Annotated in this window: 19 protein-coding genes; 3 read left to right on the top strand and 16 right to left on the bottom strand. The window is 73.8% G+C overall.

What is annotated here, in order from left to right:
• Positions 1 to 144: 144 nt before the first annotated feature.
• The 10 genes from IE273_RS20040 to purN form a co-directional block, all read right to left on the bottom strand.
• Positions 145 to 936 (bottom strand): 4'-phosphopantetheinyl transferase family protein, encoded by a 792-nt coding sequence (locus tag IE273_RS20040; protein ID WP_229887294.1) that lies wholly within the window; start codon positions 934 to 936, stop codon positions 145 to 147.
• A 2-nt stretch (positions 937 to 938) separates the two neighbouring features.
• Positions 939 to 2099 carry an acyl-CoA dehydrogenase family protein gene (locus IE273_RS20035; protein WP_189816535.1) on the bottom strand — a complete coding sequence of 387 codons (1161 nt, stop codon included), beginning with the start codon at positions 2097 to 2099 and terminating at the stop codon, positions 939 to 941.
• Positions 2096 to 2824 carry a hypothetical protein gene (locus IE273_RS20030; protein ID WP_189816534.1) on the bottom strand — a complete coding sequence of 243 codons (729 nt, stop codon included), beginning with the start codon at positions 2822 to 2824 and terminating at the stop codon, positions 2096 to 2098. Before IE273_RS20030 ends, IE273_RS20035 begins: the two co-directional genes overlap by 4 nt.
• A 7-nt stretch (positions 2825 to 2831) precedes the next feature.
• Positions 2832 to 3710 (bottom strand): hypothetical protein, encoded by an 879-nt coding sequence (locus IE273_RS20025; protein ID WP_189816533.1) that lies wholly within the window; start codon positions 3708 to 3710, stop codon positions 2832 to 2834.
• A gap of 2 nt (positions 3711 to 3712) precedes the next feature.
• The gene (locus tag IE273_RS20020) at positions 3713 to 3982 is read right to left on the bottom strand and encodes an acyl carrier protein (RefSeq protein WP_014674481.1); all 270 of its coding nucleotides are present in this window, start codon (positions 3980 to 3982) and stop codon (positions 3713 to 3715) included.
• 27 nt (positions 3983 to 4009) lie between these two features.
• A complete protein-coding gene (locus IE273_RS20015; protein ID WP_189816532.1) occupies positions 4010 to 5293 on the bottom strand; it encodes a type III PLP-dependent enzyme in 1284 nt (427 codons plus the stop codon).
• 2 nt (positions 5294 to 5295) lie between these two features.
• Positions 5296 to 6696 carry a preATP grasp domain-containing protein gene (locus tag IE273_RS20010; RefSeq protein WP_189816531.1) on the bottom strand — a complete coding sequence of 467 codons (1401 nt, stop codon included), beginning with the start codon at positions 6694 to 6696 and terminating at the stop codon, positions 5296 to 5298.
• A gap of 80 nt (positions 6697 to 6776) precedes the next feature.
• Positions 6777 to 7718 (bottom strand): 3-oxoacyl-[acyl-carrier-protein] synthase III C-terminal domain-containing protein, encoded by a 942-nt coding sequence (locus IE273_RS20005; protein WP_014674478.1) that lies wholly within the window; start codon positions 7716 to 7718, stop codon positions 6777 to 6779.
• A gap of 149 nt (positions 7719 to 7867) precedes the next feature.
• Positions 7868 to 9430 (bottom strand): bifunctional phosphoribosylaminoimidazolecarboxamide formyltransferase/IMP cyclohydrolase, encoded by a 1563-nt coding sequence (gene purH, locus IE273_RS20000; RefSeq protein ID WP_189816530.1) that lies wholly within the window; start codon positions 9428 to 9430, stop codon positions 7868 to 7870.
• Positions 9427 to 10065: a phosphoribosylglycinamide formyltransferase gene (gene purN / locus IE273_RS19995; RefSeq protein WP_189816529.1), complete on the bottom strand. Its 639-nt coding sequence runs from the start codon at positions 10063 to 10065 to the stop codon at positions 9427 to 9429. Before purN ends, purH begins: the two co-directional genes overlap by 4 nt.
• 295 nt (positions 10066 to 10360) lie before the next feature.
• Between purN and IE273_RS19990 the strand changes: the two genes are divergently transcribed.
• Positions 10361 to 11320 (top strand): hypothetical protein, encoded by a 960-nt coding sequence (locus IE273_RS19990; RefSeq protein WP_189816528.1) that lies wholly within the window; start codon positions 10361 to 10363, stop codon positions 11318 to 11320.
• 6 nt (positions 11321 to 11326) lie between these two features.
• On the opposite strand, the gene IE273_RS19985 is transcribed toward IE273_RS19990, so the two are convergent.
• Positions 11327 to 13558 (bottom strand): cell division protein PerM, encoded by a 2232-nt coding sequence (locus IE273_RS19985; protein WP_308437049.1) that lies wholly within the window; start codon positions 13556 to 13558, stop codon positions 11327 to 11329.
• Positions 13559 to 13654: 96 nt separating this feature from the next.
• Between IE273_RS19985 and IE273_RS19980 the strand changes: the two genes are divergently transcribed.
• Positions 13655 to 14530, top strand: coding sequence for a SigE family RNA polymerase sigma factor (locus tag IE273_RS19980; protein ID WP_189816527.1), 876 nt, complete (start codon positions 13655 to 13657; stop codon positions 14528 to 14530).
• A gap of 76 nt (positions 14531 to 14606) precedes the next feature.
• On the opposite strand, the gene sucD is transcribed toward IE273_RS19980, so the two are convergent.
• The 5 genes from sucD to IE273_RS19955 form a co-directional block, all read right to left on the bottom strand.
• Complete coding sequence (gene sucD / locus IE273_RS19975; RefSeq protein ID WP_103817658.1) at positions 14607 to 15491, bottom strand: succinate--CoA ligase subunit alpha; 885 nt, start codon at positions 15489 to 15491, stop codon at positions 14607 to 14609.
• A 26-nt stretch (positions 15492 to 15517) separates the two neighbouring features.
• Complete coding sequence (sucC, locus tag IE273_RS19970; protein WP_189816526.1) at positions 15518 to 16696, bottom strand: ADP-forming succinate--CoA ligase subunit beta; 1179 nt, start codon at positions 16694 to 16696, stop codon at positions 15518 to 15520.
• A 532-nt stretch (positions 16697 to 17228) separates the two neighbouring features.
• Entirely contained in the window at positions 17229 to 18341 is a 1113-nt protein-coding gene (locus IE273_RS19965) for a VWA domain-containing protein (protein ID WP_189816554.1), read from the bottom strand.
• A 152-nt stretch (positions 18342 to 18493) separates the two neighbouring features.
• Positions 18494 to 21118 carry a DUF5682 family protein gene (locus IE273_RS19960; RefSeq protein WP_189816525.1) on the bottom strand — a complete coding sequence of 875 codons (2625 nt, stop codon included), beginning with the start codon at positions 21116 to 21118 and terminating at the stop codon, positions 18494 to 18496.
• Positions 21115 to 22260 (bottom strand): ATP-binding protein, encoded by a 1146-nt coding sequence (locus IE273_RS19955; protein WP_189816524.1) that lies wholly within the window; start codon positions 22258 to 22260, stop codon positions 21115 to 21117. Before IE273_RS19955 ends, IE273_RS19960 begins: the two co-directional genes overlap by 4 nt.
• A gap of 132 nt (positions 22261 to 22392) precedes the next feature.
• Here IE273_RS19955 and IE273_RS19950 point away from each other — a divergent pair, with 132 nt between their 5' ends.
• Positions 22393 to 23748, top strand: a complete 1356-nt coding sequence (locus IE273_RS19950; RefSeq protein ID WP_189816523.1) for an SWIM zinc finger family protein — start codon at positions 22393 to 22395, stop codon at positions 23746 to 23748.
• Positions 23749 to 23789: the final 41 nt, after the last annotated feature.

The following is a 23789-nucleotide window of genomic DNA, read 5'->3' as shown; positions in this document are numbered from 1 at the left end:
CCTGGAAAGAAATACCCGGATCACGGAAACGGCCGGGGTTTGGGCACCGGCCGGCACTTTGGCGCGCTCCTCACCGACAGAAAACTAGTGAGGTCCCGGAGCGCGATCACGGGTACAAGTACTCCGATGTGGGGGGAGTTTCTTCTACTTGACACCCAACGTGTTCCACACGGAGCCGGATTGTTCTGGCGGGACGTGATACCACATCCGGAGTGACACGGAAAAGGGACCGTCGCCGAGCAGGGCGACGGCCCCCGCATACGCACCGGTGAGCGGTACGTCCTGCACGCGCCAGGTCCCGGGAAGAGCTCCCGTGGGATCGCGGACGGCGGCCTGCCCGGAGAACCGTCCCACGGGCAGCGCCATTCCCTGGGCGAGCCGTCCGCCGGCCGCTTTGACACACGCCTCTTTCCTCGTCCACAACCGGGCGAAGGCACGCCGGCCGTCGCGAGCCACCCAGGCGCTCTCCTCGGCCGGGAAGAACCGCTCGGCCAGGCGCGCCGGGTCCAGTCCGGCACGCGGCCGTTCCACGTCGACGCCCACCGGCCGCGGGGCGAGGGCGAGCAGGGCCAGTTCACCGGAGTGGGACAGGCTGAAGTGCGGTCCGTCGCCCTGCGCGAGCCGCGGTTTTCCCCAGCGGCCCCGGGTGAGGCGCACCGATTCCGGGGCCCGGCCCAGCCGCTCCCCGAGGATGATCCGCAGGGCGGCGTGCGCGATGACGAAACGCCGCCGCATTCCCGGTTCCGTGCCCCGTCGCGCGCGTTCCTTCTCGGCGTCGTCCAGGACGTCCTCGAGTTCCGGCGGATATCCTTCCGGATCCGGCCAGGAGTCCAGCGGAATCCGCCAGATCTCCACCTCGTCGGCATCGGACGCGGATGCCGGTGTGATCCCGGCCGGTTCCGGGTCCGTCAGTTCCGGCATGGTCAGTTCCGGCATGGTCAGTTCCGGCCCACCTTTCCGGTGTGGAGCCCCTGGAACAGGTTGAGTTTCTGGATGTTCCGGGTGCCTTCCATGAACTCCACGCCCCGGGCGTCCCGGGCCCATTTGTCGAGCAGCGGATGGTCGATGCGGGCGCCGGGGCCGAAGAAGTCCGGGGCGCGCAGCGTCACCTCCTCGGCGACCTCGCAGGCCCTGGCCTTCGCCGCCGACGCCAGCTGGCCGGCGGAGGGCCTGCGGTCCACCGCGAGGGCCGCCCGGTACGTCAGCGACCGGGCCGCGTCGATCCGCCGGCCCAGTTCCTCGTACGCCTCCCGCTCCGGACCGCGCAACAACAGCCGGTGCTCGCCGACGTAGTCGTGGGCGGCCCGCGCGATGCCCAGGGCGATGGCGGCGACGCTCGGCCGGAGCCGGTTGAAGACGTGCACGATGCTCCACATGCCGCGCCGGGTCGGCGGCAGATGCGTGCCCAGCACCCGCTCGGCCGGCACCCGCACCCCGTCGAGCCGGACCCGGGTGAGCTGGGCGCCGCGCAGCCCGACCGTGGGCAGCGGCTCGGCGTGGAAGCCCGGGTCGGAGGTGTCGACCAGCACCGCCAGCACGCCCAGCCGCTCGGTGCCCGCGACCCGGGCGAAGACGGCGCCCAGGTCGGCGCGGGCGGCGTTGCCGACGTAGCGCTTCTCGCCGTCCAGGACGTACGAGCCGTCACCCACCGGGGTGAGGGTGCTCGTCATCTCGCCGATGGCGGAGCCCCGTTCGGGCTCGGTCAGCGCGAAGCAGGTCCAGCGGGGACGCTCGGCGAGCCGGCCGTGGACCCATGCGCGCTGCTCGGGGGAGCCCAGCACGCCGAGCAGCACCCCGCACATCGACGCACCCGGCGACGCCAGCATCATCCCGGCGTCACCGCGGGCGAGTTCCTCGCTCACCAGCACCCGTTCCAGGGTGGCCAGCCCGTGCGCGGGTCCGCTCCCGGGGACCGCGCTCTCCCGGTCCCAGTCGGCCGGCACCTGATGGCCGGCGAGGAACCGTACGGCGGGCAGGTCCAGGTGGCGGTGGATGGCGTCCGGGTCCCGGTCCAGCTCCAGGGCGCCCTGCCGAAGGTCGTCGGCCCAGCGGCCCACCTCCCGGTGTGCCGTGGCCAGCGAGGCGGGCAGGCTGATCACGCGCCCTCCCGTGCGGTGCCGGGGCCGGCCACGCCGTAGGCGTCGGCGAGCAGTTCGGAGGCGTGGGCGGCGGCGCCCGGTCCCTCCGCGGTGAAGCCGTGGGCGCCGAGCAGCCGCAGCAGCGCGCGGTCGACGCGGGTGATCTGCTCCTGGAGACCGGCGAGGTGCCGGTCGTCGTCGGCGGGCCGCAGCGGGCCGAGGGGCCCGGTCCGGCCGGTGGCGAGGTCGTCGAGGACGCCCTCGATCTCCAGGTGTTCCAGCAGGACGTCGGCGAGCGTGCCCTTCACCATCTGCTGCATCAGCAGCGAGGTGCCCTCGCTCTGCCGGGCCGCCAGGTGCGCCAGGCAGGCGTCCCGCAGCCGCTCGGACATGCCGAGCCGCAGCCAGGCCAGGGCCCACCCCCACGCGGGCGGGGCGGCCTCGGCCGTCCGACCGGGCACGGGCCGCAGCACGGCGAGCCCCGGAAGCGGCCCCGAGTCGTCAACCCCTGTCGCTCCGGCGGAGCTTGGTGCCTCCGGGCGCGCTCCCTCCCGCGTGGCCGCCTCCTCCGCCGCGAACTCCTCCAGGAGTTCCTTCGGCAGCACCGCGTGACCGCGCGGGCCGCGGGGCGGCACCTTCGGGGACAGGGCGCGGACCAGCAGGGTCAGCGCGGGGACCAGGCCGTCCGTGCGCGCGCTCGTCCGGGCCTGCTCGCCGTGCTCCCGCACCTCGGGCGGAACCGTCATCGTCGTCTCACTCCCCCGTCGTCGTCCGCCCCGGCACCCCGAGGTCGAGCGTGCAGTGCGCCAGCACCGCGCGTTGCGGATCGTGCTCGGCCACGACCACCCGGGCCGGCCCGCCACCCGCGAGGCCGGCCGGCACCGACCACACCGCCGTGGCCGGCTGTCCGGTGCCGGCCCAGGTCGCCCAGGGCCACACTCCCGGCACGGCGGTGCGCACCCCGGCGCCCGCCACCAGCGGCAGCTCCACGTCCCACGGCACCGCGGCCCCGGGCGCCGGCCAGGGCCGCTGCCCCATGCCGTGCACCGGGTCCGCGCCACCGCCCCACTCGAACAGCAGCGCCACCGCCACGTCCGCGCGGACTGCCGCGGGATGGTCCGCCGGCAGCGCGAACGGCTGGCTGCTCTGGTCGACGGCCAGCACCAGCAGCCGCCGGAGGGCGAGGCGCCGGGCGTACTCCAGCGCCACCCGCAGCGCGCTGAAGGGGGCCAGCATGCCCTGGTCGGACACGCCGAACGTCAGCGGCTCGCCGGGCAGCATGCCCTGCACGCAGGAGCCGACCAGCTCGGCGTGCTCGAAGTCCGGGGCGGCCGAGGCCACCACGGCCAGCTCGGGTGCCTCCTCGACGGACAGCGGCCCCAGTCCGGCGAGCGCGCCCCGGGCCAGCTCCACGGAGGTGCGGCGGGGCGCGGCGGCGAACCCGGCGCGGTCGAACGGCACCCCGTGCGGGGCGCCGAGCTGCCGGAAGAACTCCTCCCGGTCGGCGGCCGGCACGTACGGCGTGCCGGGCCCGGCCGGCGCGTACCGGCCGGCCCGCAGCAGCCGCGGCACACCGCCCGCGGCGCCGGTCGCCGGGGCCGGGGGCCGTACCGGCGCGGTCGCGCGGAACATGTTCAGGCGCCCGCTTCCGCCGCCACGAAGTCGGCGAGCGAACCGACCGTCTCGAAGTGCGTCATCTCCAGCTCCTCGGCGTCGAACTGCACGTCGAGGATCTCCTCGATGGTGATGAGCAGTTCGAGCGCGCTGCTGGAGTCCAGGCCCAGCTCGTCGAAGAGCCGGACGCCCTCCTCGGCGCCGGTGACGTCCTTGTTCAGCACCTCGGTCAGGCCCTGCCGGACGGCGTCCAGGTAGCGACCGCGCTCGGTGAGGGTGTTCTCGGTCATGTCGTTCTCCTTGTGGTGGTGGGGAGTTCAGTGGGCGCCGGGAGCGGCGTCGTAGAGCCGCTGGCGGGCGAGCATCGCCTCGCTGTCGTCGCGTTCCCGGATCAGATGGGCGGTGCCGTCCAGGACGAGGACCTCGGCCGGGTAGCCGTGGCTGAGGAAGTGCACCGGCGAGGCGGTGGGGCCGTAGGCGCCGGAGCGCCGCACGCCGATCAGGTCGCCGGCGCGCAGCGGCGGCATGGGCACCTTCTTGCCGATGACGTCGTTCGGGGTGCACAGCGGCCCGGTGATGTTCCACGGGTCGGTGGGCTGCTCGTCCAGCCGTTCCAGCGCGGCCATCGGGAAGTTGCGCTTGACGTACGAGCCGATGCCGACCGCCGCCATGTGGTGGTTGGTGCCGCCGTCGGTGACCGCGAAGTTCTCGCCCATCGAGGTCTTCGTGTAGCGGACCCGGGTGATGTAGGTGCCGGACGCGGCGACCAGGAACCGGCCCAGCTCCATGATCATGCGGGTGTCGGGGTGCCGGGTGCGGAAGGCCTCCACGACCGGGTTGAGCCGGGTGGTCAGCTCGGCGACGTCCAGGTCCTTCTCGTTGTCGAAGTAGGCGATGCCGAGGCCCCCGCCGACGTCCACGGTCTGAAGCGGGAAGCCGATCCGCTGCGCGAGCCGTTCGGCGAGGTCGAGGATGCGCCGGGTGTTGTCCACGACGATGTCCTCGCCGAGGATGCGCGTGCCCAGGTACACCTGGACGCCCATGAGGCGTACGGCGTCGTACCGGGCGACGAGGCCGGGGCCCGCGGCGAGCAGCTGCTCCTCGTCCATGCCGAACTGGCGGGGCTTGCCGCCCATCGTCAGGCCCGAGCCCTTCACGGAGAAGGCCGGGTTGACGCGCAGCATCACCCGCGCGGTGACGCCCCGCTCGCGGGCCGCCCGGTCGATGAGCGCGAGTTCGTCCAGGTTCTCGCAGACGATGGCGTGGATGTCCGCGTCCAGGCAGGCGGCCAGTTCGGCGGCGCTCTTGCCGGGGCCGAGGAAGATGATGTCGTGCGGGGCCACCCCGGCGCGCCGGGCGGTGACCAGCTCGGTGAGCGAGGACACCTCGGCGCGGGCGCCGCCGCGGTGCAGCAGGGCGCACACGGAGATGTTGGGGTTGGCCTTCAGGGAGTAGAAGACCTCCAGGGCGGGGTGCAGGCGCGCGCGCAGGTCCCGGAAGCGGCCGGTGATCTCCGCGCCGTCGTACACGTACAGCGGGGTGCCGAACTCCTCGGCGAGCCGGCTGACGCTCAGGCCCTGCACCTCGAAGGCGTCGCTCATGGTCAGCTCCGTTCCGTCAGGGCCGCGAGGCGGCGGGTGATGTCCGTGTCGAGGGCCTCGATCTCCGGGTCGGAGGCGGCGAGGAGCACGCCGTACAGCCGTCCCTCGAAGCCGTTCTCGCCGGCGTCGGCGGCTGCGGCGTTGACCGTGGCGTAGTTGTTGACGAACAGGCCGTGCGGGCGTCCGCCGGGCTGGGTGTGCAGCGTCGGTCCGAGCAGCTCGCGCAGTTCGGCGAAGGGCAGCGGGCGGCGCGGGCGCACGGTGAAGTGGCGGGCGACGGCGACGTCGTCCGGCCCGGCCAGGACCTCGTGCACCACGGCCTGGTAGGTGGACATGTTGTTCCGGGCGTTGATCTCCACCACGGGGTAGAGGCCCTCGTCCGGGTCGACCATCGCGTCGACGCCGACGACCCCGAAGTAGCCGTCCGCCGCGAGGCGTTCACCGATCCGGTGCGCGGTCTCCCGGATCTGCGCCACCTGCCGCTCGGTGAGCCGCGCGGGCATGCGGTGGCCCTTGTGGACCCCGCCCTCGGTGAGCAGTTCCTTGACGAAGTCGAAGTGCACGGCGCCGTCGCGGCCCACGGTGAACTGGTAGTTGAGGTCGGCCCGCTTGGCCACCCACTCCTCGATGACCAGCGCGGTGCGTACGGCGGTGCCGGCGGCCCGTGCGGTGCGCTCGGCCTGGGCGGCGGCCATGCGGTGCAGCCGGGCCAGCGTCCGCTCGTTGTCGACCACGACGATGCCCTTGCCGGACACCCCGAACGCGTCCTTGACCACGACCCGGTGCCCGGCGGCGAGCAGGTCGCCGGCCGCGGCGACCGCCGCCGCCAGCTCCTCCGGGGTCTCGCAGGCCCAGCCGCGCGCCTGCCGGATGCCCAGCTCGTCGGCGAGCCGGCGGCTGTAGACCTTGCTGTTGACGTGTTTGCAGCGGCCGGCGGGCGGGGCCGCGAGCCGCAGCCCGGTCCGCTCGGACAGCTCCTCCTCCACCGTGGAGATGCCGTGGGCGGTCAGCCGGGCGCCGTCGGCGGCGAGCGCGGTGAGGGTGCGCAGCAGGTCCGGGTCGGCGAGGGCGTCCTCGCTGACCGTGCGCCGGGGTTCCTGCCCGGCGGCCACGTGCACGGTGGGCAGGGCGAGGCCGAGCCCCTCCAGGTAGGCGCGGTAACCGTCGTCCACGGCGGTCTTCAGCACCACGTGGTCGTCCTTGCCGCCGAGCAGCAGCGCGAACTCGTCCATGCGGTTGACGACGGCGCTGCCCGCGTGCGCGGCGACCCGGGGCAGGGCGGGCTCGCCGAGGGCCCACTGGTTCTCCACCTCGAAGTTGCCGAAGAACACCAGCGGGGTGCCCGCGTCACCGGTGACGGCGCGCTTGAGCCGGCCGGTGAAACCGGGGGGCGGTGATTGCATATCGACCTCTTGACTCTCTCGGGTGCGCACCGGCCGGCGGGACCGCGCGGGCGCACCGGGCTCGGCGCGGACTCGCGGGCTCAGTGCTCGAAGACCATGGCGGCGAAGGTCGCGCCCAGGCCGACACTGGTCATCAGATAGCGGTCGCCGGGGCGCAGCCGGCCGACCTCGGTGGCTCTCTGCAAGTTGATGAAGGGATCGGCGCAGAAGCAGTGCCCGGTGTGCGGCACCAGGTCGAGGAAGACCCGCTCCAGGGGCAGCCCGAGGGTGCGGCACACGCCGATCCAGGACAGCCGGTTGACGTTGTGCGGCAGGACGAGGGCCAGCTCGTCGAGGGTGCAGCCGGCCTCCTCCAGGGCCGCGGCGATGACCTCGCACAGGCCGGGCCCGTACCGGTCCTGGAAGTCGGCGGCGGCCTCGGCGCCCATGATGAACTCGGTGCCGAACCGGCTGTGGGTGCGGGCGGCGTAGCCGAGCATCCGGTTGCGCCCGGTGCGGTCGGCGCTGACCAGCAGCGCGGCGGTGCCCTCGCCCATGACGGTGACGTCGGGGATGGACTGGTTGTGGCCGGTGCCGGCCTTCTCGCCGGTCAGGACGAGGGCGAGGGCGTCCGGGTCGGGGTCGGCGGCGAGCAGGGTGCCGGCCAGGTCGACGGCGAGCAGGCCCGAGGCGCAGGCGTGCTGGGAGACGACGAACGCGGTGGCGTGGCGCAGCCCCAGTTCGTCCTGGACCGGGCCCAGCGAGGTCAGCGGGTACGGCAGCGGGGCGGGCATGGTGCGCGCCTGGAGCACGTACCTGACCCGCTCCTCCTGCCCGCGCAGCTCCGCGAGCTTGGCCACGGCGCGCAGCAGCAGCCGCGTCTCGTCGGCCTGCGGGTCGCGGCACACGTCCGACAGCCCGTAGAAGCGCTGGTAGCGCCGCAACTGGACGTCCGTCAGCCCGAGTTCGCGGTGGAACCGGGCGATCGGGATGGTGTCGGGAAGGCAGCTGGAGACTGCCACGATCGACGTCATGCCCACCACCCTCGCGTCCACCGCTGACGCTGGACTGAAACATTGCTGACCGCTGTCGCGGGCGGCCGGCGAGGGTGTGCCGGACGGGTGGCGTCCGGATACGGCCGAGTCCCGCCCGTCGGGGACGGGCGGGACTCGGCGGGGTCAGCGGGTGCGGCTCAGTGGAAGAAGTGGCGCGTCCCGGTGAAGTACATGGTCACGCCCGCCTTCTTGGCGGCCTCCACGACCTGCTCGTCCCGGATCGAACCGCCGGGCTGGACGATCGCCCGGACACCGGCGTCGATGAGGATCTGCGGGCCGTCCGGGAAGGGGAAGAAGGCGTCGGAGGCGGCGTAGGCACCCCGGGCCCGCTCCTCGCCGGCCCGCTCGACGGCCAGCTTGCAGGAGTCGACGCGGTTGACCTGGCCCATGCCGACGCCGACCGAGGCGCCGTCCTTGGCGAGCAGGATCGCGTTGGACTTCACCGCACGGCACGCCTTCCAGGCGAAGGCGAGCTGGGCCAGCTCGTCCTCGTCCAGGGCCTCGCCCGAGGCCAGCGTCCAGTGGGCCGGGTCGTCGCCCTCGGCCTGGAGCCGGTCGGCGACCTGGAGCAGCGCGCCGCCGTCGATCGGCTTGACCTCGACCGGGTGGGCCGGGCCGTCGGCGCAGCGCAGCACGCGGATGTTCTTCTTCTTGGTCAGGGCCTCCAGCGCGCCCTTCTCGTAGCCCGGCGCCACGATGACCTCGGTGAAGATCTCCGCGACCTGCTCGGCCATCTCCTTGCTGACCGGCCGGTTCACGGCGATGACACCGCCGAACGCGGACAGCGGGTCGCAGGCGTGCGCCTTGCGGTGCGCCTCGGCGACGTCCGCGCCGACCGCGATGCCGCACGGGTTGGCGTGCTTGATGATCGCGACACAGGGCTCGGCGTGGTCGTACGCGGCACGGCGGGCGGCGTCCGTGTCCGTGTAGTTGTTGTACGACATCTCCTTGCCGTGCAGCTGCTCGGCCGCCGCGAGCCCGCCCTCGCCGGAGGTGTAGAGGGCGGCGGGCTGGTGCGGGTTCTCGCCGTAGCGCAGGGTGTGCGCGCGCTCCAGGCTTGAGGCGATGAAGTCCGGGAACTGCGAGTCGTCGGCCGGCGCGTAGGAGGAGGCGAACCAGGTGGAGACGGCGATGTCGTACTCGGCGGTGTGCCGGAAGGCCTCGGCGGCCAGCCGCTTGCGGGCGGCGAGGTCGAAGCCGCCGTCCTTCACCGCGGCGAGGACGTCGGCGTAGCGCTCCGGGCTGGTGACCACGGCCACCGACGGGTGGTTCTTGGCGGCGGCGCGGACCATGGACGGGCCGCCGATGTCGATCTGCTCCACGCACTCGTCGTCCGAGGCACCGGAGGCGACCGTCTCGCGGAACGGGTAGAGGTTGACGACGACCAGGTCGAACGGCTCCACGCCCAGCTCGGCGAGCTGCTCGCGGTGGCTGTCCAGCCGCAGGTCGGCGAGGATACCGGCGTGCACCTTCGGGTGCAGGGTCTTCACCCGGCCGTCCAGGCACTCGGGGAAGCCGGTCAGCTCCTCGACCTTGGTGACGGGGACGCCGGCGGCGGCGATCCGCCCGGCCGTCGACCCGGTGGAGACCAGCTCCACACCGGCCTCGTGCAGCCCGCGGGCCAGCTCCTCCAGGCCGGTCTTGTCATAGACGCTGACGAGCGCGCGACGGATGGCCCGCTTGTTGCTCTCGGCGGTCACTGGATAACTACCTTTCGTCCCTCGATGCGATAGCCGTTGCGGGCGAGCCGCCCCACGACCTCGACGAGCAGCCTTCGCTCGACTTCCTTGATGCGCTCGTGCAGCGCGCTCTCGTCGTCCTCGTCCCGGATCTCGACCACGCCCTGGGCGATGATCGGGCCGGTGTCGACGCCGTCGTCGACGAAGTGGACGGTGCAGCCGGTGACCCTGGCGCCGTACGCGAGCGCGTCACGGACTCCGTGGGCCCCCGGAAAACTGGGCAGCAGGGCCGGGTGGGTGTTCACGAACCGCCCGCCGAACCGCGCGAGGAACTCCTTGCCGACGATCTTCATGAAGCCGGCGGAGACGACGAGGTCGGGCCGGTGGGCGGCCACCGCCTCGGCGAGGGCGGCGTCCCACTCCTCGCGGGAGCCGTGGTCCTTGACCTTGCACACGAAGGTGGGGATGCCGGCGCGTTCGGCGCGGGCCAGCCCCTCGATGCCGGTGCGGTCCGCGCCGACGGCCACGACCCGGGCGCCGTACGCCTCGGCGCCGACGGCGGCGATCTCGTCCAGCAGCGCCTGGAGATTGGTGCCGGAGCCGGAGACCAGCACGACGAGGCGCTTGACTGCCGGGCCGGCGGAGGTGGCGGCCACGATGGGGCCCTTTCTGCGGTTGCGATCCGTGTACGGCCGGTTTCGTACAGCCGGTTTGTACAGTCGTACGAATGCTTCACGCCCCCGGATACGGGGAAGTCTACGAAGCGGCCGACCGCCAGCAACGATACCGGCACTCGGGAAGGGGCCCTCGGGACGGGTGGACGGCCGGACGGTAGCGTTCGCAAGGAGACACGAAGGAGCAGCCTCGGGAACCGGGTCGTCGTGCGGTGCGTTCACGGGGTGGAAGCTCATGTCGGACAGCCGTAGTCACCTAGGGGAAGACGCTCTTTTGATGCCCGCTCGCAGCCTGCGACTCCTCACGTTCCCGCCGCGCCCGGCCCAGGGGGGCGAGCGTGGCGCCGCACTGCTGCGGGAGCGCCCGACCTCGCCGCCCACGGAGTCGCCGCGGGGTGATTCCGGCCAAGGGGGCGCCGGGCACGGTGGTCCCGGGCAGGGCGGTTCCGGACAAGGCGGTTCCGGACAAGGCGGTTCTGGGCACGGCGGCTCCGGGGCGGGTGGTGAACGGCAGGACGACAACCCGTTCGCGCCGCCGCCCGAGGGTGCTCCGGACCAGCCGTGGCGCCCGCGCCATCACGGGGGTCCGTCCGGCACGGGGCACGGGCATGGACAGGGGCCCGGTCCGGGCCACGGTCCGGGGCCGGGCCAGGCTCCCGGGCAGGGACCCGGTGGTGGCCAGGGACCTGGTGGCCACAGCCACACCCCTTGGGGCAGTCAGTGGAGTGACCGGCAGCCCGGCCGCTCCCCCGACGGCTTCGGCCAGCGACCGGGCGGCGGACCGCAGGGCCCCGGCGGACCGGCCGGCCCCGGCATGCGCTGGGACCCCACGGACCCGGCCCAGCGCCGCGCGCGGTACGCCCTGCTCTCCGGCATGTGGGCGGTCTTCTTCGCCCTGTTCAGCTGGCCCTACGTGGCCCTGCTGCTGGGCGCGCTCGCCCTGTACTGGGGCATCAGCGCCCTGCGCGCCAAGCCCCGCCGACCGTCCCCGGACGCCCCGGCGGCCCCCGGCACCCCTGCGGCCCCGGCCGGCCGGCCGCAGACGACGGCGGCCGTCAGCGGCCTGGTCACAGCGGGGCTGGCACTGGTCCTGGTGGCCTCCACCTTCACCGTCCAACTCGTCTACCGCGACTACTACACCTGCGTCAACGACGCCCTCACCCATGAGGCCAAGCAGTCCTGCGACACCCTGCTGCCCCGTGAGCTGCGGGGCGTGCTGGGCACGCAGAACAGCTGAGGGCTCTCACTCGGAGAAGTCCGCTCGGGGGCCGGGGCCGGGGTCCGGGCTGAGGTCGGGGCGGACGTCGGGGCGGGACCTGGGACGCCGGTCGGCGTCCGGCTCCGGCTGAAGCCCGGCGTGCGTCTCGGGGCGCGTCGCAGGGTGCCTCTCGGGGCGCGTCTCGGCGTGGGGCTCCGTGCGTGGGCGGGGTGCGGTGTCGGGGGCGGCGCCCTCGGTGGCGTCCCCGCGGTCGTTCCCTCGGTCGGTCTCGCGGGCGTTCTCCCGGGTTCCTGCCGTCTGCTTCAGGGCCGCCCAGCGGGAGGCGCGGGCGACGTCGTCGTGCCGGCTCGCGGCGAACGGCTCGGCGACCGGATTCCGAACCGGCGCGGGGACCGGAGTCGGGTACGAGGTCGGGAACGCGTCGTCGGCGGGAAGGACCTCGTACCGGTCCTCCTCCTCCGCTCCGGTCGCACCGGTCGCACCGGTCACCACCCCTGCCCGAGCGGTCGTACCCCCCTTGCCGTCCTTGCTCCGGCCCCACACCTTGGGCCTGTCCGCCGCGCCCCCGCTTCCCGTACCGCCCTCGGCCACGGCCGGCCCACCCTCGCCGCGCCCGGCTTCACCGGCCGCCTTGCCCGTGTCCCGGCCCGTGGTCGCCGCCACCCCGGCGTCTTCCGCAGCCCCCGTCTCCCCTCCCTCTCCCGTCCGCCCCGCCTTCGCCGCGGGCGCCGGCATCATGGCTCCCACGTCATCCCTCCCCGCGACCGTCGCCGTCACCACCCCGGCACCGCCCTTCCCCGCGACCGCCGGAGTCACCACCGCGACGCCACCGTTCACCCCGGCCACCGGCGTCGCCGCCCCCTTGCCGCCCTGTGTCCCCTTCAGGACCATGGCCCCCGTCTCCGTGGCCTGGGCCGGGGGGCTGTCGTGGCGCCGCAGCCAGGTGCGCAGCCGCCAGGCCCGGGCGATCAGGGCCACCGGCAGCGCGAACACCAGCGTCCAGGCCCCGGCCGCGCCCCCGGTCCGCCACCACGCCGGGCCGAGACGGGACAGCGTGCCGACGCCCAGGGGACCGCCCGCCAGCGCGGCGAGCAGGGCGAGGGCCGCCGCGCAGACCAGTGCCGTCAGCAGCACCACCCCGGCGGTACGGCCGGCCGACCAGCGGGCCCGGGCCGGTCCCCCGGCCTCCGTCCGGCGCACGGCCGCCCGCGCCACGAACCACCCCGCCGTCATCCCGGCCACCGCCGGCACCACCCCCGCCGCCCAGTTCTCCGGCGTACCGGCGCCCGGCTCCGGCACCGCGGCCAGCAGCGGGAACGGCGGCAGCAGCGGCGCCGGGTCGGAGGCGAGCGGGCGGACCAGGTGTCCGGCGCCGAGGAGGAAGCCGGGGCCGAGCGCGTAGGAGGCGGCCCAGACGGCCGCGTTGGGGATCAGCGCGATGCCGAGCAGCAGTACGGCGAACCGTCCCGTCCAACCCTGTGTCAGCTGGAGGAAGGAGGCCCGCGCGGGCTCGCCGTGCCACACCAGTGACACCGCGACCAGCAGCGCGCCGCCCCCGAACAGCACCGTCGTCGCGGCACCGGCGGCGCGTACGGCCGCGCTCAGCCGCGCCCACTCGTCCGTGCCGAACAGCAGCCGCCGCACCGGCCCCGGCACCACCACCAGCGCGCTCAGCACCGGCTCGCGCGGGCGGCCGTACGCCGACCACACCCCGGCACCGGCCGCGCCCGCCGCGACCAGCGGCAGACACACCGTCACCCAGAGCCACCCCGGGCGCAGTTCACCCCGGGAGCAGTACAGCGCCGCGGCGACGCCGACACCCAGATAGCCGAGGACCACACCCGTCCACGCCGTACGCGCCGGCACCGGTGGCGGGCCGTCCGGTTCGGCGGACGCGTCGGTGGCGTCCCGCGCCGCCCGGTACAGCAGCCACAGCGGCAGGGCGAGCAGCAGCAGTGGGGTGACGCCGACGGGCATGGGCGCGCCGGAGAGCGTCTCTGTGCGGGTCAGTTCCACCCCGTGCGCCAGCAGCCACAGGGCGGCGGCGATGTGCAGCGCGCCGTCCGGTCCGCTGTCCGGATAGGGCGAGCTCACCCACAGCATCATCACGAGCACGGCGAACGAGGCGAGGCCCAGTCCGGCCGCGACGGCACCGCCCAGCAGGCTCGCGCCGAGTCCTGGTGAGCGGTCGCGCATCCGGTTGACCACGGGCGACATCGAGGAGCGGCGAACGGTCATCTGGATCACGCTCGCCATGCTCCCAACGACACGCGCTTTCCCGTCGTAACAGGCGAACCTCCGAAGTGTCGCTCAATATACGTTTATGTTCTTTTTCGTACAGAAGGGTGCATAGTGACGACGCAGAGTTCCGAGCCGACGGCCCCTCAGAACCGTTCGCCCAAGGCGCGCCTGACGACCGGACAGACGCCCTCGCTGACCCCCGCTCAGGCCTTCGACGCGCTGTACGCCTTCTGCGCCCCCGCCCTCGTGCGCCAGACCTATCTGCTCACCGGGCGCCGGGAACTGGCCCGCGAATCCGTGGAGCGGGCCTTCCAGCTCGCCTGGCAACGCTGGCCCGAGGTGGCCCGGGACCGTGACCCGGCCGGCTGGGTACGGGCGGTCGCGTACGACTGCGCGCTCTCCCCCTGGCACCGCTTCCGCCCCCGCTACCGCTCCCCGGAACCCCCGCCCGCCGACCCGGCCGACCAGGCCCTGCTGAACGCCCTGCTGGGGCTGCCGGCGTCGTACCGGCGCACGCTCGTGCTGTACGACGGTGTGGGCCTCGACCTGCCGGAGACGGCGGCGGAGACGGAGGCGAGCACACCGGCCGCCGCGAACCGGCTGCTCCACGCCCGGGAGGCGGTGGCCGCGCTGCTGCCGGAACTGGCCGATCCGGAGACGCTGCACCGCCGCATGCTCGAACTGTCCTCCAGGGAGCGGCTCCGCGCGGAGAGGTCGACGACGGTACGGACCGGCTGCGAACGCCGGAACGTCTTCTGGACCCGCGCGGCCATCGCCTTCACGGTGACGATCATCGGCGCGACGACGCTCACGCTCCGCACCGCACCGACGCGCTACGAGGCCCCGGTCGCACCCGCCCGGGCGGTACAGGGCGTTCCCCCGCCGGCCGGCCTGGGTCCGCTCTCCCGGCAGGAGCAGGAACTGCGGACGAAGCTCCACCGGTCGGAGGCGAGCGGGCCGGAGAGGCTGGCACCGGAGCCGAAGTGAGCGGTGGCGCTCCAGGAAACGCCGGTAGGCCCGCCCCGGCGGGGGAACGGGCCTACCGACTGTGAAGAGGGGGAGGTCAGGCGCTCAGGATCTCCCGGGCCAGCTTCGCCGTCTCGGTCGGGGTCTTGCCGACCTTGACGCCCGCGGCCTCCAGGGCCTCCTTCTTCGCCTGGGCGGTACCGGACGAGCCGGAGACGATGGCGCCGGCGTGGCCCATGGTCTTGCCCTCGGGCGCGGTGAAGCCCGCGACGTAACCGACGACCGGCTTGGTCACGTTCTCCTTGATGAACGCGGCCGCGCGCTCCTCGGCGTCGCCACCGATCTCACCGATCATCACGATCAGATCGGTGTCGGGGTCGTCCTGGAACGCGGCCAGGGCGTCGATGTGCGTGGTGCCGATGATCGGGTCGCCACCGATGCCGACAGCGGTGGAGAAGCCGATGTCGCGCAGCTCGTACATCATCTGGTACGTCAGCGTGCCGGACTTCGACACCAGGCCGATGCGGCCCGGCTTGGTGATGTCGCCCGGGATGATGCCGACGTTCGACTGGCCCGGGGTGATGATGCCGGGGCAGTTCGGGCCGATGATCCGGGTCTTGTTGCCCTTCTTGCCGGCGTACGCCCAGAAGGCGGCCGTGTCGTGCACGGCGATGCCCTCGGTGATCACGACGGCCAGCGGGATCTCGGCGTCGATGGCCTCGACGACCGCGTCCTTGGTGAACTTCTCCGGCACGAAGATGACGGAGACGTTGGCGCCGGTCTTCTCGATGGCCTCCTTGACGGTGCCGAAGACCGGTACCTCGGTGCCGTCGAAGTCCACGGTCTGACCCGCCTTGCGCGGGTTCACGCCGCCCACGACGTTCGTGCCGTCACCGAGCATGAGCTTGGTGTGCTTCATGCCGGTGGCGCCGGTCATGCCCTGGACGATGACCTTGCTGTCCTTGTTGAGCCAGATAGCCATGGTGGTTTGAGTCCTCGTCCTCGTGCTTACTTGGCGGCGGCCAGCTCGGCGGCCTTGTCGGCCGCGCCGTCCATGGTGTCGACGCGCTGCACCAGCGGGTGGTTGGCGTCCGTGAGGATCTTCCGGCCCAGCTCGGCGTTGTTGCCGTCGAGGCGGACGACGAGCGGCTTCTCGACCTTCTCGCCGCGGTCCTCCAGGAGCTTCAGGGCCTGCACGATGCCGTTGGCGACCTCGTCGCAGGCGGTGATGCCACCGAAGACGTTCACGAAGACGGACTTGACGTCCGGGTCGCCCAGGATGATCTCCAGGCCGTTCGCCATCACCTGGGCGGAGGCGCCGCCGCCGATGTCCAGGAAGTTGGCGGGCTTGACGCCACCGTGCTTCTCACCGGCGTACGCGACGACGTCCAGGGTGCTCATGACGAGACCGGCGCCGTTGCCGATGATGCCGACCTCACCGTCGAGCTTGACGTAGTTGAGGTTCTTCTCCTTGGCGGCGGCCTCCAGCGGGTTGGCCGCGGCCTTGTCGTGGAGCGCCTCGTACTCGGGGTGACGGAACTCGGCGTTGTCGTCGAGCGACACCTTGCCGTCGAGCGCGATGACCTCACCGGAGGCGACCTTCGCGAGCGGGTTGACCTCGACGAGGAGGGCGTCCGACTTGAGGAAGGTGTCCCACAGCTTGATCAGGACGTTGACGACCTTGTCCGCGACCTCGGCCGGGAACTTGGCGGCCTCCACGATCTCGCGGGCCTTGGCCTCGTCCACACCGTCGATCGGGTTGATCGGGGTCTTGGCGACGGCCTCCGGACGGGTGGCCGCCACCTCCTCGATCTCCATGCCGCCCTCGACGGACGCGATGGACAGGAAGGTGCGGTTGGCACGGTCAAGGAGGAAGGAGACGTAGTACTCCTCGACGATCTCCGGCGCGGTCTCGGCGATCATGACCTTGTGGACCGTGTGGCCCTTGATGTCCATGCCGAGGATGTCCGTCGCGCGGGCGACGGCCTCGTCCGGGGAGGCGGCCAGCTTGACGCCGCCGGCCTTGCCGCGACCACCGACCTTCACCTGCGCCTTGACGACGGACTTGCCGCCGAGCCGCTCGGTGATCTCGCGCGCCGCCTCAGGCGTGTCGATGACTTCACCGGCCAGCACCGGTACATCGTGCTTGGCGAAGAGGTCCCTCGCCTGGTACTCGAACAGGTCCACGCGCTTCCGTCCCTATCAGTGATCTCGCGGTTCGTTGGATGCGTGGGCGTGCCGCGAAGGGCAACGTGACGTCCGCTGTCACTAGGGAAGCGCACACGGTGTCCGAGCGCGCGGCATGTCCGTCTCGCAGGTTATCGCTGCTTGCGGGGGCCCTCTAAATCGCGGGTCACACCTGAGCGGTGATACCTGTCACATGATGCCGGTTTCCCTGGCACAGCGTGCCACCTTCGCGTGCGGTACGGGCGTTGTGCGAGGCCTCACCGGGCTGGGGTTGACCCGGTGAGACCCCCTGGCGGCCCCGGGTCGCCCCGGGGCCGGGGCGCTTGATCCCCACCCCAATGGGGACCACGCACCCCGTCCGCGAGGGTCCGCCCGGACGAGCCGACGGCTTTCGACCACCCGGGCCGGCCACCCCACGGAGCTGTGCGCGCCACCCACTCCGGCTGTCGGGTGCCCCTTCCGGCCCGGTGTCACGCCGCCCGGTGTCACGTTGTCCGGTGTCCCGTTGTCCGGTGCCCCTTCCGGCCCGGTGTCACGCGGTCTCCGGTATCGGCAGGGGCCGTTTCTCCAGCGCGGCGGCCATCACCTCGGGGAACAGGTCGGGCGTGCAGGCGAAGGCCGGTGCGCCGAGCGCGGCCAGCGCCGCCGCGTGGTCGCGGTCGTACGCGGGCGCCCCCTCGTCCGACAGCGCGAGCAGCGCCACGAACTGCGTCCCCGACGCCTTCATCGCCGCGACCCGCTTGAGCATCTCCTGGCGGATACCTCCCTCGAAGAGATCGCTGATCAGCACGACGACGGTCTCGGCCGGCCGGGTGATCCGCGCCTGGCAGTAGGCGAGCGCCCGGTTGATGTCGGTACCGCCGCCGAGCTGGGTGCCGAAGAGCACGTCGACCGGGTCGTCCAGTTGGTCGGTGAGATCGACGACCGCGGTGTCGAAGACGACCAGCCGGGTGCTGAGCGACCGCATGGAGGCGAGGACCGCGCCGAACACCGACGCGTACACCACGGACGACGCCATCGACCCGGACTGGTCGATGCAGAGCACGACCTCCTTCTTCACCGAGCGCGCGGCCCGCCCGTAGCCGATGAGCCGCTCCGGCACGACCGTGCGGTGCTCGGGCAGATAGTGCTTGAGGTTGGCCGCGACGGTGCGGTTCCAGTCGATGTCGTGGTGGCGCGGGCGGGTGACGCGGGCACTGCGGTCCAGGGCGCCGGTGAGGGTGGCACGGGTGCGGGTGGCGAGCCGCTTCTCCAGGTCCTCCACCACCTTGCGCACGACCGCGCGGGCCGTCTCCCGGGTCGTCTCCGGCATCGCCTTGTGCAGCGAGAGCAACGTGCCGACCAGGTGCACGTCGGCCTCCACCGCCTCCAGCATCTCCGGCTCCAGCAGCAGGGAGGCGAGGCCGAGGCGGTCGATGGCGTCGCGCTGCATGACCTGGACGACGGAGGACGGGAAGTAGCGGCGGATGTCCCCGAGCCAGCGCGCCACGGACGGTGCCGAGGCACCGAGCCCCGCCGAGCGGTCCCGGCCCGTCTGCGGCTTGTCGCCCCTGCCGTAGAGCGCGGCCAGCGTGCCGTCCATCGCCGCGTCCCGCCCGGACAGCGCGTACCCGGTGCCGTCGGCCTGGTCCCCGCCGAGCACCATCCGCCACCGCCGCAGCCGCTCCCGCGCGGGGTCCACGTCCGCGGCCGACACCGTCGACCCGGCCGCGGTGGCGATCGCGGCGGCGGCCGAGCTGTCCGTCGTGGCCGACCTGTCCGACCTGCCTGACCTAACTGTCCTGTCCGCCCTGTCCGTCATGTGCCCACCCCTGTGAGGCTGTCGTCGTGCGTGGAATCGGGTGCCGTCTCGTGTATCGCTTCGCGCGTCGCACTGGGTGGAGGGGTGTGCGCCGGGGCGGGCACCGTGTCGAGGCGCGTGTCCAGGCCGAGCAGCAGCCGCAGGACCGGGAGCACGGCATCGGCACGTCCGGTGTCCGGTTCGGCGGCGAAGCCGGGGAGCGTGGCTCCCTGGGCGGCGTTCCCACCGGGCCGGCCTCCGGGGCCGCGCCGCACCAGTTCGCCGAGGGTTCTGCGCACCCCCGGCTCGTACGCCGCGAAGGTGCGCCGCAGCAGCGGCAGTACGTCCGTGAAGGCGTCCGCCGGAACCCCGGTCAGCCAGGTGTCCAGCAGGGCGAGCAGCCGCTCGTCGTGCACGAGCAGCAGGCCGCCCCCGCCACCGGCGAAGCCCTCCACCCAGGCGGCGGCAGCGGCGGGAGGCGTGCCCGGCGACAGCGCGAGCCCCATCAGCCGGGCCGCCTCCTCGGGTGCCAGCGCCCCGTCGTCCAGCAACAGCCGCACGGCCCGGCCCCGGATGACACCGGGCGCGGTGTCCCGCAGGGCCAGCACCCGCAACACGGCCCGCCAGCGCCCCCGCAGCCCACCGCCTCCGGCAGCAGCGCCCACACCCTCGCCGACCGACCCCGCAGCCGCAGCGGCAGCCGCACCGGTGCCGTTTCCGCCTGTACCGCCGGCACCTCCCCCGCCCTGTCCCCTAGGGCCGGCGGCGCCCCTGTCGGCCGTCCCCCTGGACACCCCGGTCAGGCTCTCCGTCAGGAGTCCCACGGCCGTGTGCACGGCGTCCACGTGACCGCGCATCTCCTCCGCCGCGTCGGTGTCCAGTGCGACGCAGGCCGGGGGCAGGCCGACGAAGACGCGTTCGGCGAGGCCCGCCGCGACCTCGGCCAGCGCGCCGGTGTCGGTGCCGCGCACGTCGCCGTAGCGCAGCGAGCGGACCAGGGCGGGCAGGGCCTGGGCGAGATGGCCGACGTCGGTGTCCAGGGCCGCCCGGTCGGCGAGCACCCGCATGACCACGGGCAGCGCGTCCGGCAGCCCGGCCAGCAGGCACTGCTCGGCGAGCGCGGTGACGTCGGCGAGTGCCCGCGCCGCCGTCGCGTCCGCCTCCGCCTTGGCCCGTGCCGCCGCGTGGACGGTCGTCCCCCACACGCCCGCCTCCGCGACCCGCACCGACAGTTCGGGCTCCCAGCGCAGCCGCCACGTCTCCCGGAACGTGCCCGTGCTCCCCCGGGACCGGGTCGGCTCGCCCCAGTCGACGCCGAGCAGCCGCAGCCGGTGCAGCAGCCTGCTGCGGCCGGCGTCGGTGTCGCCGCGCAGGTCCAGCTCCAGCTCGCGCTCCAGCGCCTCGGGTTTCAGCCGCAGCGACCGCTGCTGCCGGGCCAGGTCGCGCTGCAACGGCACCGCGGGCGCCGACTCCGGGACCTCGCCCAGCACGTCCCCGACCACCAGCCGGTCGTGCACCAGCGCCAGCGGCACGTCCGAGCCGTCGCACAGCACCGCCCGCACCGCGTCGGTCGTCTCGCCCAGGCCGGGCAGCGGGCGGCCCCGCAGCGCGGCCAGGGTCTCCGCGAGCCGTACGGCCTCGATGACGTGCGCGGAGGACACGATCCGGTCCTCCTCGCGCAGCAGCCGGGCCACCTTGGTCAACCACCGCTCGACCGGCCGGTCGGGCGCGTGGAACAGATGCCCGTACCAACCGGGCGAGTCGATGCCGGCGCCGTAGCCGCCGGACCGGGCCAGCCTGCGGTGGGTCCACGGCACCCAGGTCAGGTCGGTCCTGGTCCTGGGCAGCCCCTTGAGCAGCGCCCGGTCGGCGGTGACGGTGGCCCGCTCGCGCAGCGCGGGCACGTGCCAGGCCCCGCAGACCACGGCGACGGCGTCCCCGAACTCCTTGCGCGCGTCCCGCAGCCGGAGCCGCATGTGCGCCTCGCGGACGAGGTCCCGGGGGTGCCCGCCGGCGCCGTACCGCTCGCGCAGCGCTCCCATGGCCTCCGCCACCGCCGCGAACGGCGCGAAGGGGTCGCGGGCGCCCGGCCCCCGGTGCTCGACGACGTCCTCCCACCAGCGCTCGGGATCGTCGTACCCGGCCGCCTCGGCGAGCACGGCGAGCGGGTCGACACGGACCTGGTCACCGTGACCGGAGCCGGGATCGGGTGCGGGCCCGGACCCTCCGGCGTCGTCACCTTCGTCGCCGTCGTCGCCGTCGTCGTGACGGGACTCGTCCGCTTCCTTCTGCCACGCCAGCGTGTGTGTGGCCGGCAGGTCGATGAAGCGGGCCGGGACGCCCTGTTCCAGGGCCCACCGCAGGGCCACCCACTCGGGGCTGAACCCGGCGAACGGCCAGAAGGCCGAGCGGCCGGGTTCGTCCACGGCGTGGGCGAGCAGGGCGACCGGGGGCCGCAGGCCCGGGTCGGCGGCCAGCGGGATCAGCGCGTCGGCCTCGGGCGGGCCCTCGATCAGCACGGCGGCCGGCCGGGCGGCGTCCAGCGCGGTCCGCACCGCGCGCGCGGACCCGGGCCCGTGGTGCCGTACCCCGAGCAGCAGCGGCCCGGAGGCGTACGCCGTGCCCCCGCCGGTACCGGTCATGCGCTCACCTCCCGGCAGGCGCGGTAGAAGTCGGTCCAGCCCTCGCGCTCGCGGACGACCGTCTCCAGGTACTCCTGCCAGACGACCCGGTCGGCCGCCGGGTCCCGGACGACGGCGCCGAGGATGCCGGCGGCGACGTCTCCCGGCCGCAGCACGCCGTCGCCGAAGTGGGCGGCGAGCGCGAGGCCGTTCGTGACGACGGAGATCGCCTCCGCGGTGGACAGCGTGCCGCTGGGCGACTTCAGCTTCGTCCGGCCGTCGGCGGTGATGCCGTCGCGCAGCTCGCGGAAGACGGTGACGACCCGGCGGATCTCCTCGATCCCGTCGGGCGCGGCCGGCAGGTCGAGGGAGCGGCCGAGCTGCTCGACCCGGCGGGTGACGATGTCGACCTCGGCGTCGGCGCTCTCCGGCAGCGGCAGCACGACGGTGTTGAAGCGGCGGCGCAGGGCGCTGGAGAGGTCGTTGACCCCGCGGTCGCGGTCGTTGGCGGTGGCGATGAGGTTGAACCCGCGGACCGCCTGGACCTCTTGGCCCAGCTCGGGGATGGGCAGGGTCTTCTCGGACAGGATCGTGATGAGCGTGTCCTGCACGTCGGCCGGGATGCGGGTCAGCTCCTCCACCCGGGCCGTCATGCCCTCGGCCATGGCACGCATGACGGGGCTGGGCACGAGCGCGTCGCGGCTCGGGCCGTGCGCGAGGAGCTGCGCGTAGTTCCAGCCGTACCGGATCGCCTCCTCCGGGGTGCCGGCCGTGCCCTGCACCAGCAGCGTCGAGTCACCGCTCACGGCGGCGGCCAGGTGTTCCGACACCCAGGTCTTGGCGGTGCCGGGCACGCCGAGCAGGAGCAGGGCGCGGTCGGTGGCGAGCGTGGTGACGGCGACCTCGACGATGCGGCGCGGGCCCACGTACTTGGGTGTGATCACCGTGCCGTCCGGCAGGGTGCCGCCGAGCAGGTACGTCGCCACCGCCCACGGCGACAGCTTCCAGCGGGCCGGGCGCGGGCGGTCGTCCTGGGCGGCGAGCGCGGCGAGTTCGGCCGCGAAGGCGTGCTCGGCGTGCGGTCGCAGCGCCTGCGCGGTCTCGTCGCGGTCGGGTGCGGCGGTCGTCGGTTCCACGGTCGTCGGTTCCACGGACACAGACATGGCTGAGGCCCCCTCCAGCTCGGCCGGTTCGGATCTGGCATCCACCGTGCACCACGCCACTGACAATCGCTCTGACCAGCACAAACGCGCTCGCCGGGCCGATTGTCAGTGGTGGGACCTACCGTCGGAGACATGACTGAGCAGGGGGTGCGCTGGACCGCGGACCAGGTGCTGGCACTGGCGCCTGACGCCGCGTCACGCAAGACGGGGAGCAAACTCGCCGTGGCCGGGCCGTGGTCCGGGACGGGGAGCGGAGAGGGGACGGTGTGGGGGCTGTGCAAGGGCAGCGGCAGCAGGCCGTACCAGACGGTGGTGGACCTGGCCGGCGCGGCCGGGCCCGCGTACAAGTGCAGTTGCCCGAGCCGTAAGTTCCCCTGCAAGCACGCGCTCGGGCTGCTTCTGCTGTGGGCGGGTGACGACGGCGCGGTGCCGGCCGCCGCGCAGCCGCCGGAGTGGGCCGGGCAGTGGCTCGCGGACCGGCGTGGACGCGCCGAGGCCGAACGGGCGCGGGCCGAGGCGGGTTCGGCCGCCGGGCCCGCCGATCCGCAGGCGGCCCGGCGCCGGGCCGAACGCCGGGCCGAGCGGGTCACGGCGGGCGCGAGCGAGCTGGAGCAGCGCCTGACCGACCTGCTGCGCGGCGGCCTGGCCGCCGCCGAACACGCGGGATACGGCCTGTGGGACGAGACGGCGGCCCGCATGGTCGACGCCCAGGCGCCAGGACTGGCCGCGCGGGTCCGGGAACTGGGGGCGGTCCCGGCGTCCGGCGCGGGCTGGCCGGCGCGGCTGCTGGAGGAGTGCGCGCTGCTGCACCTGCTCGACCAGGGCTGGCTGCACCGCGACCGGCTGCCGGACGGCCTCGCGGCCACGGTCCGCTCCCGGCTCGGCCTGCCCGCCGCGCCGGACGGCCCGCCGGTACGCGACCGCTGGCTGGTCCTCGCCCAGTACGACACGGTGGACCCGAAACTGACGACGCGCCGCATATGGCTGCACGGCGCCGAGTCCGGCGGTACCCGGCTGCTGCTGTCCTACGGAGCGGCGGGCCGGGCACCGGAGCTGTCGCTGCCGGTGGGCCTCGCCCTGGACGCGGAGCTGACGGCGTACCCGGGCTCCGGCCGGTCCCGGGCCGCCCTGGGCGAGCGGTTCACCCCGCCGGTCCCGGCCGCGTTCCGCCCACCAGGAGTGACGACGGCCGAGGCGGCGGCCCGGTACGGCGAGGCCCTGCGCGACGACCCGTGGCTGGACGCGGTCCCCGTGACCCTGGACCGGGTGACGCCGGTCCCGGACGGCGAGGGATGGCAACTGGCCGACGCGGACACCGACACGGCCCTGCCGATGACCCGGGCAGCCCGCTCCCGGCCCGGCCTGTGGCGGCTGGTCGCCCTGTCCGGCGGCGCCCCCGTCACGGTCTTCGGCGAGTGCGGCCACCGCGGCTTCACCCCGCTCACGGCCTGGGCGGAGGGAGAGGGCGAGGCGGTGCCGCTGTGCTGATCCCGGCGGGCGCACGCGGAAGGGCAGAAGGCGGACGGAAA

The sequence above is a fragment of the Streptomyces olivaceoviridis genome (assembly GCF_014650115.1).
Lineage (GTDB): Bacteria > Actinomycetota > Actinomycetes > Streptomycetales > Streptomycetaceae > Streptomyces > Streptomyces olivaceoviridis.
The sequence above is the reverse complement of the archived record's forward strand: the minus strand, read 5'-3'. Positions and strand labels throughout refer to the sequence as shown.

Excerpts from the sequence above, each read along its gene's own strand:
- IE273_RS20040 (WP_229887294.1), bottom strand. The coding sequence starts at position 936 with ATGCCGGAACTGACCATGCCGGAACTGACGGACCCGGAACCGGCCGGG.
- IE273_RS20030 (WP_189816534.1), bottom strand. The coding sequence starts at position 2,824 with ATGACGGTTCCGCCCGAGGTGCGGGAGCACGGCGAGCAGGCCCGGACG.
- IE273_RS20025 (WP_189816533.1), bottom strand. The coding sequence starts at position 3,710 with ATGTTCCGCGCGACCGCGCCGGTACGGCCCCCGGCCCCGGCGACCGGC.
- IE273_RS20020 (WP_014674481.1), bottom strand. The coding sequence starts at position 3,982 with ATGACCGAGAACACCCTCACCGAGCGCGGTCGCTACCTGGACGCCGTC.
- IE273_RS20015 (WP_189816532.1), bottom strand. The coding sequence starts at position 5,293 with ATGAGCGACGCCTTCGAGGTGCAGGGCCTGAGCGTCAGCCGGCTCGCC.
- IE273_RS20010 (WP_189816531.1), bottom strand. The coding sequence starts at position 6,696 with ATGCAATCACCGCCCCCCGGTTTCACCGGCCGGCTCAAGCGCGCCGTC.
- IE273_RS19990 (WP_189816528.1), top strand. The coding sequence starts at position 10,361 with ATGCCCGCTCGCAGCCTGCGACTCCTCACGTTCCCGCCGCGCCCGGCC.
- IE273_RS19985 (WP_308437049.1), bottom strand. The coding sequence starts at position 13,558 with ATGGCGAGCGTGATCCAGATGACCGTTCGCCGCTCCTCGATGTCGCCC.
- sucD (WP_103817658.1), bottom strand. The coding sequence starts at position 15,491 with ATGGCTATCTGGCTCAACAAGGACAGCAAGGTCATCGTCCAGGGCATG.
- IE273_RS19965 (WP_189816554.1), bottom strand. The coding sequence starts at position 18,341 with ATGGTGCTCGGCGGGGACCAGGCCGACGGCACCGGGTACGCGCTGTCC.
- IE273_RS19960 (WP_189816525.1), bottom strand. The coding sequence starts at position 21,118 with ATGACCGGTACCGGCGGGGGCACGGCGTACGCCTCCGGGCCGCTGCTG.
- IE273_RS19955 (WP_189816524.1), bottom strand. The coding sequence starts at position 22,260 with ATGTCTGTGTCCGTGGAACCGACGACCGTGGAACCGACGACCGCCGCA.
- IE273_RS19950 (WP_189816523.1), top strand. The coding sequence starts at position 22,393 with ATGACTGAGCAGGGGGTGCGCTGGACCGCGGACCAGGTGCTGGCACTG.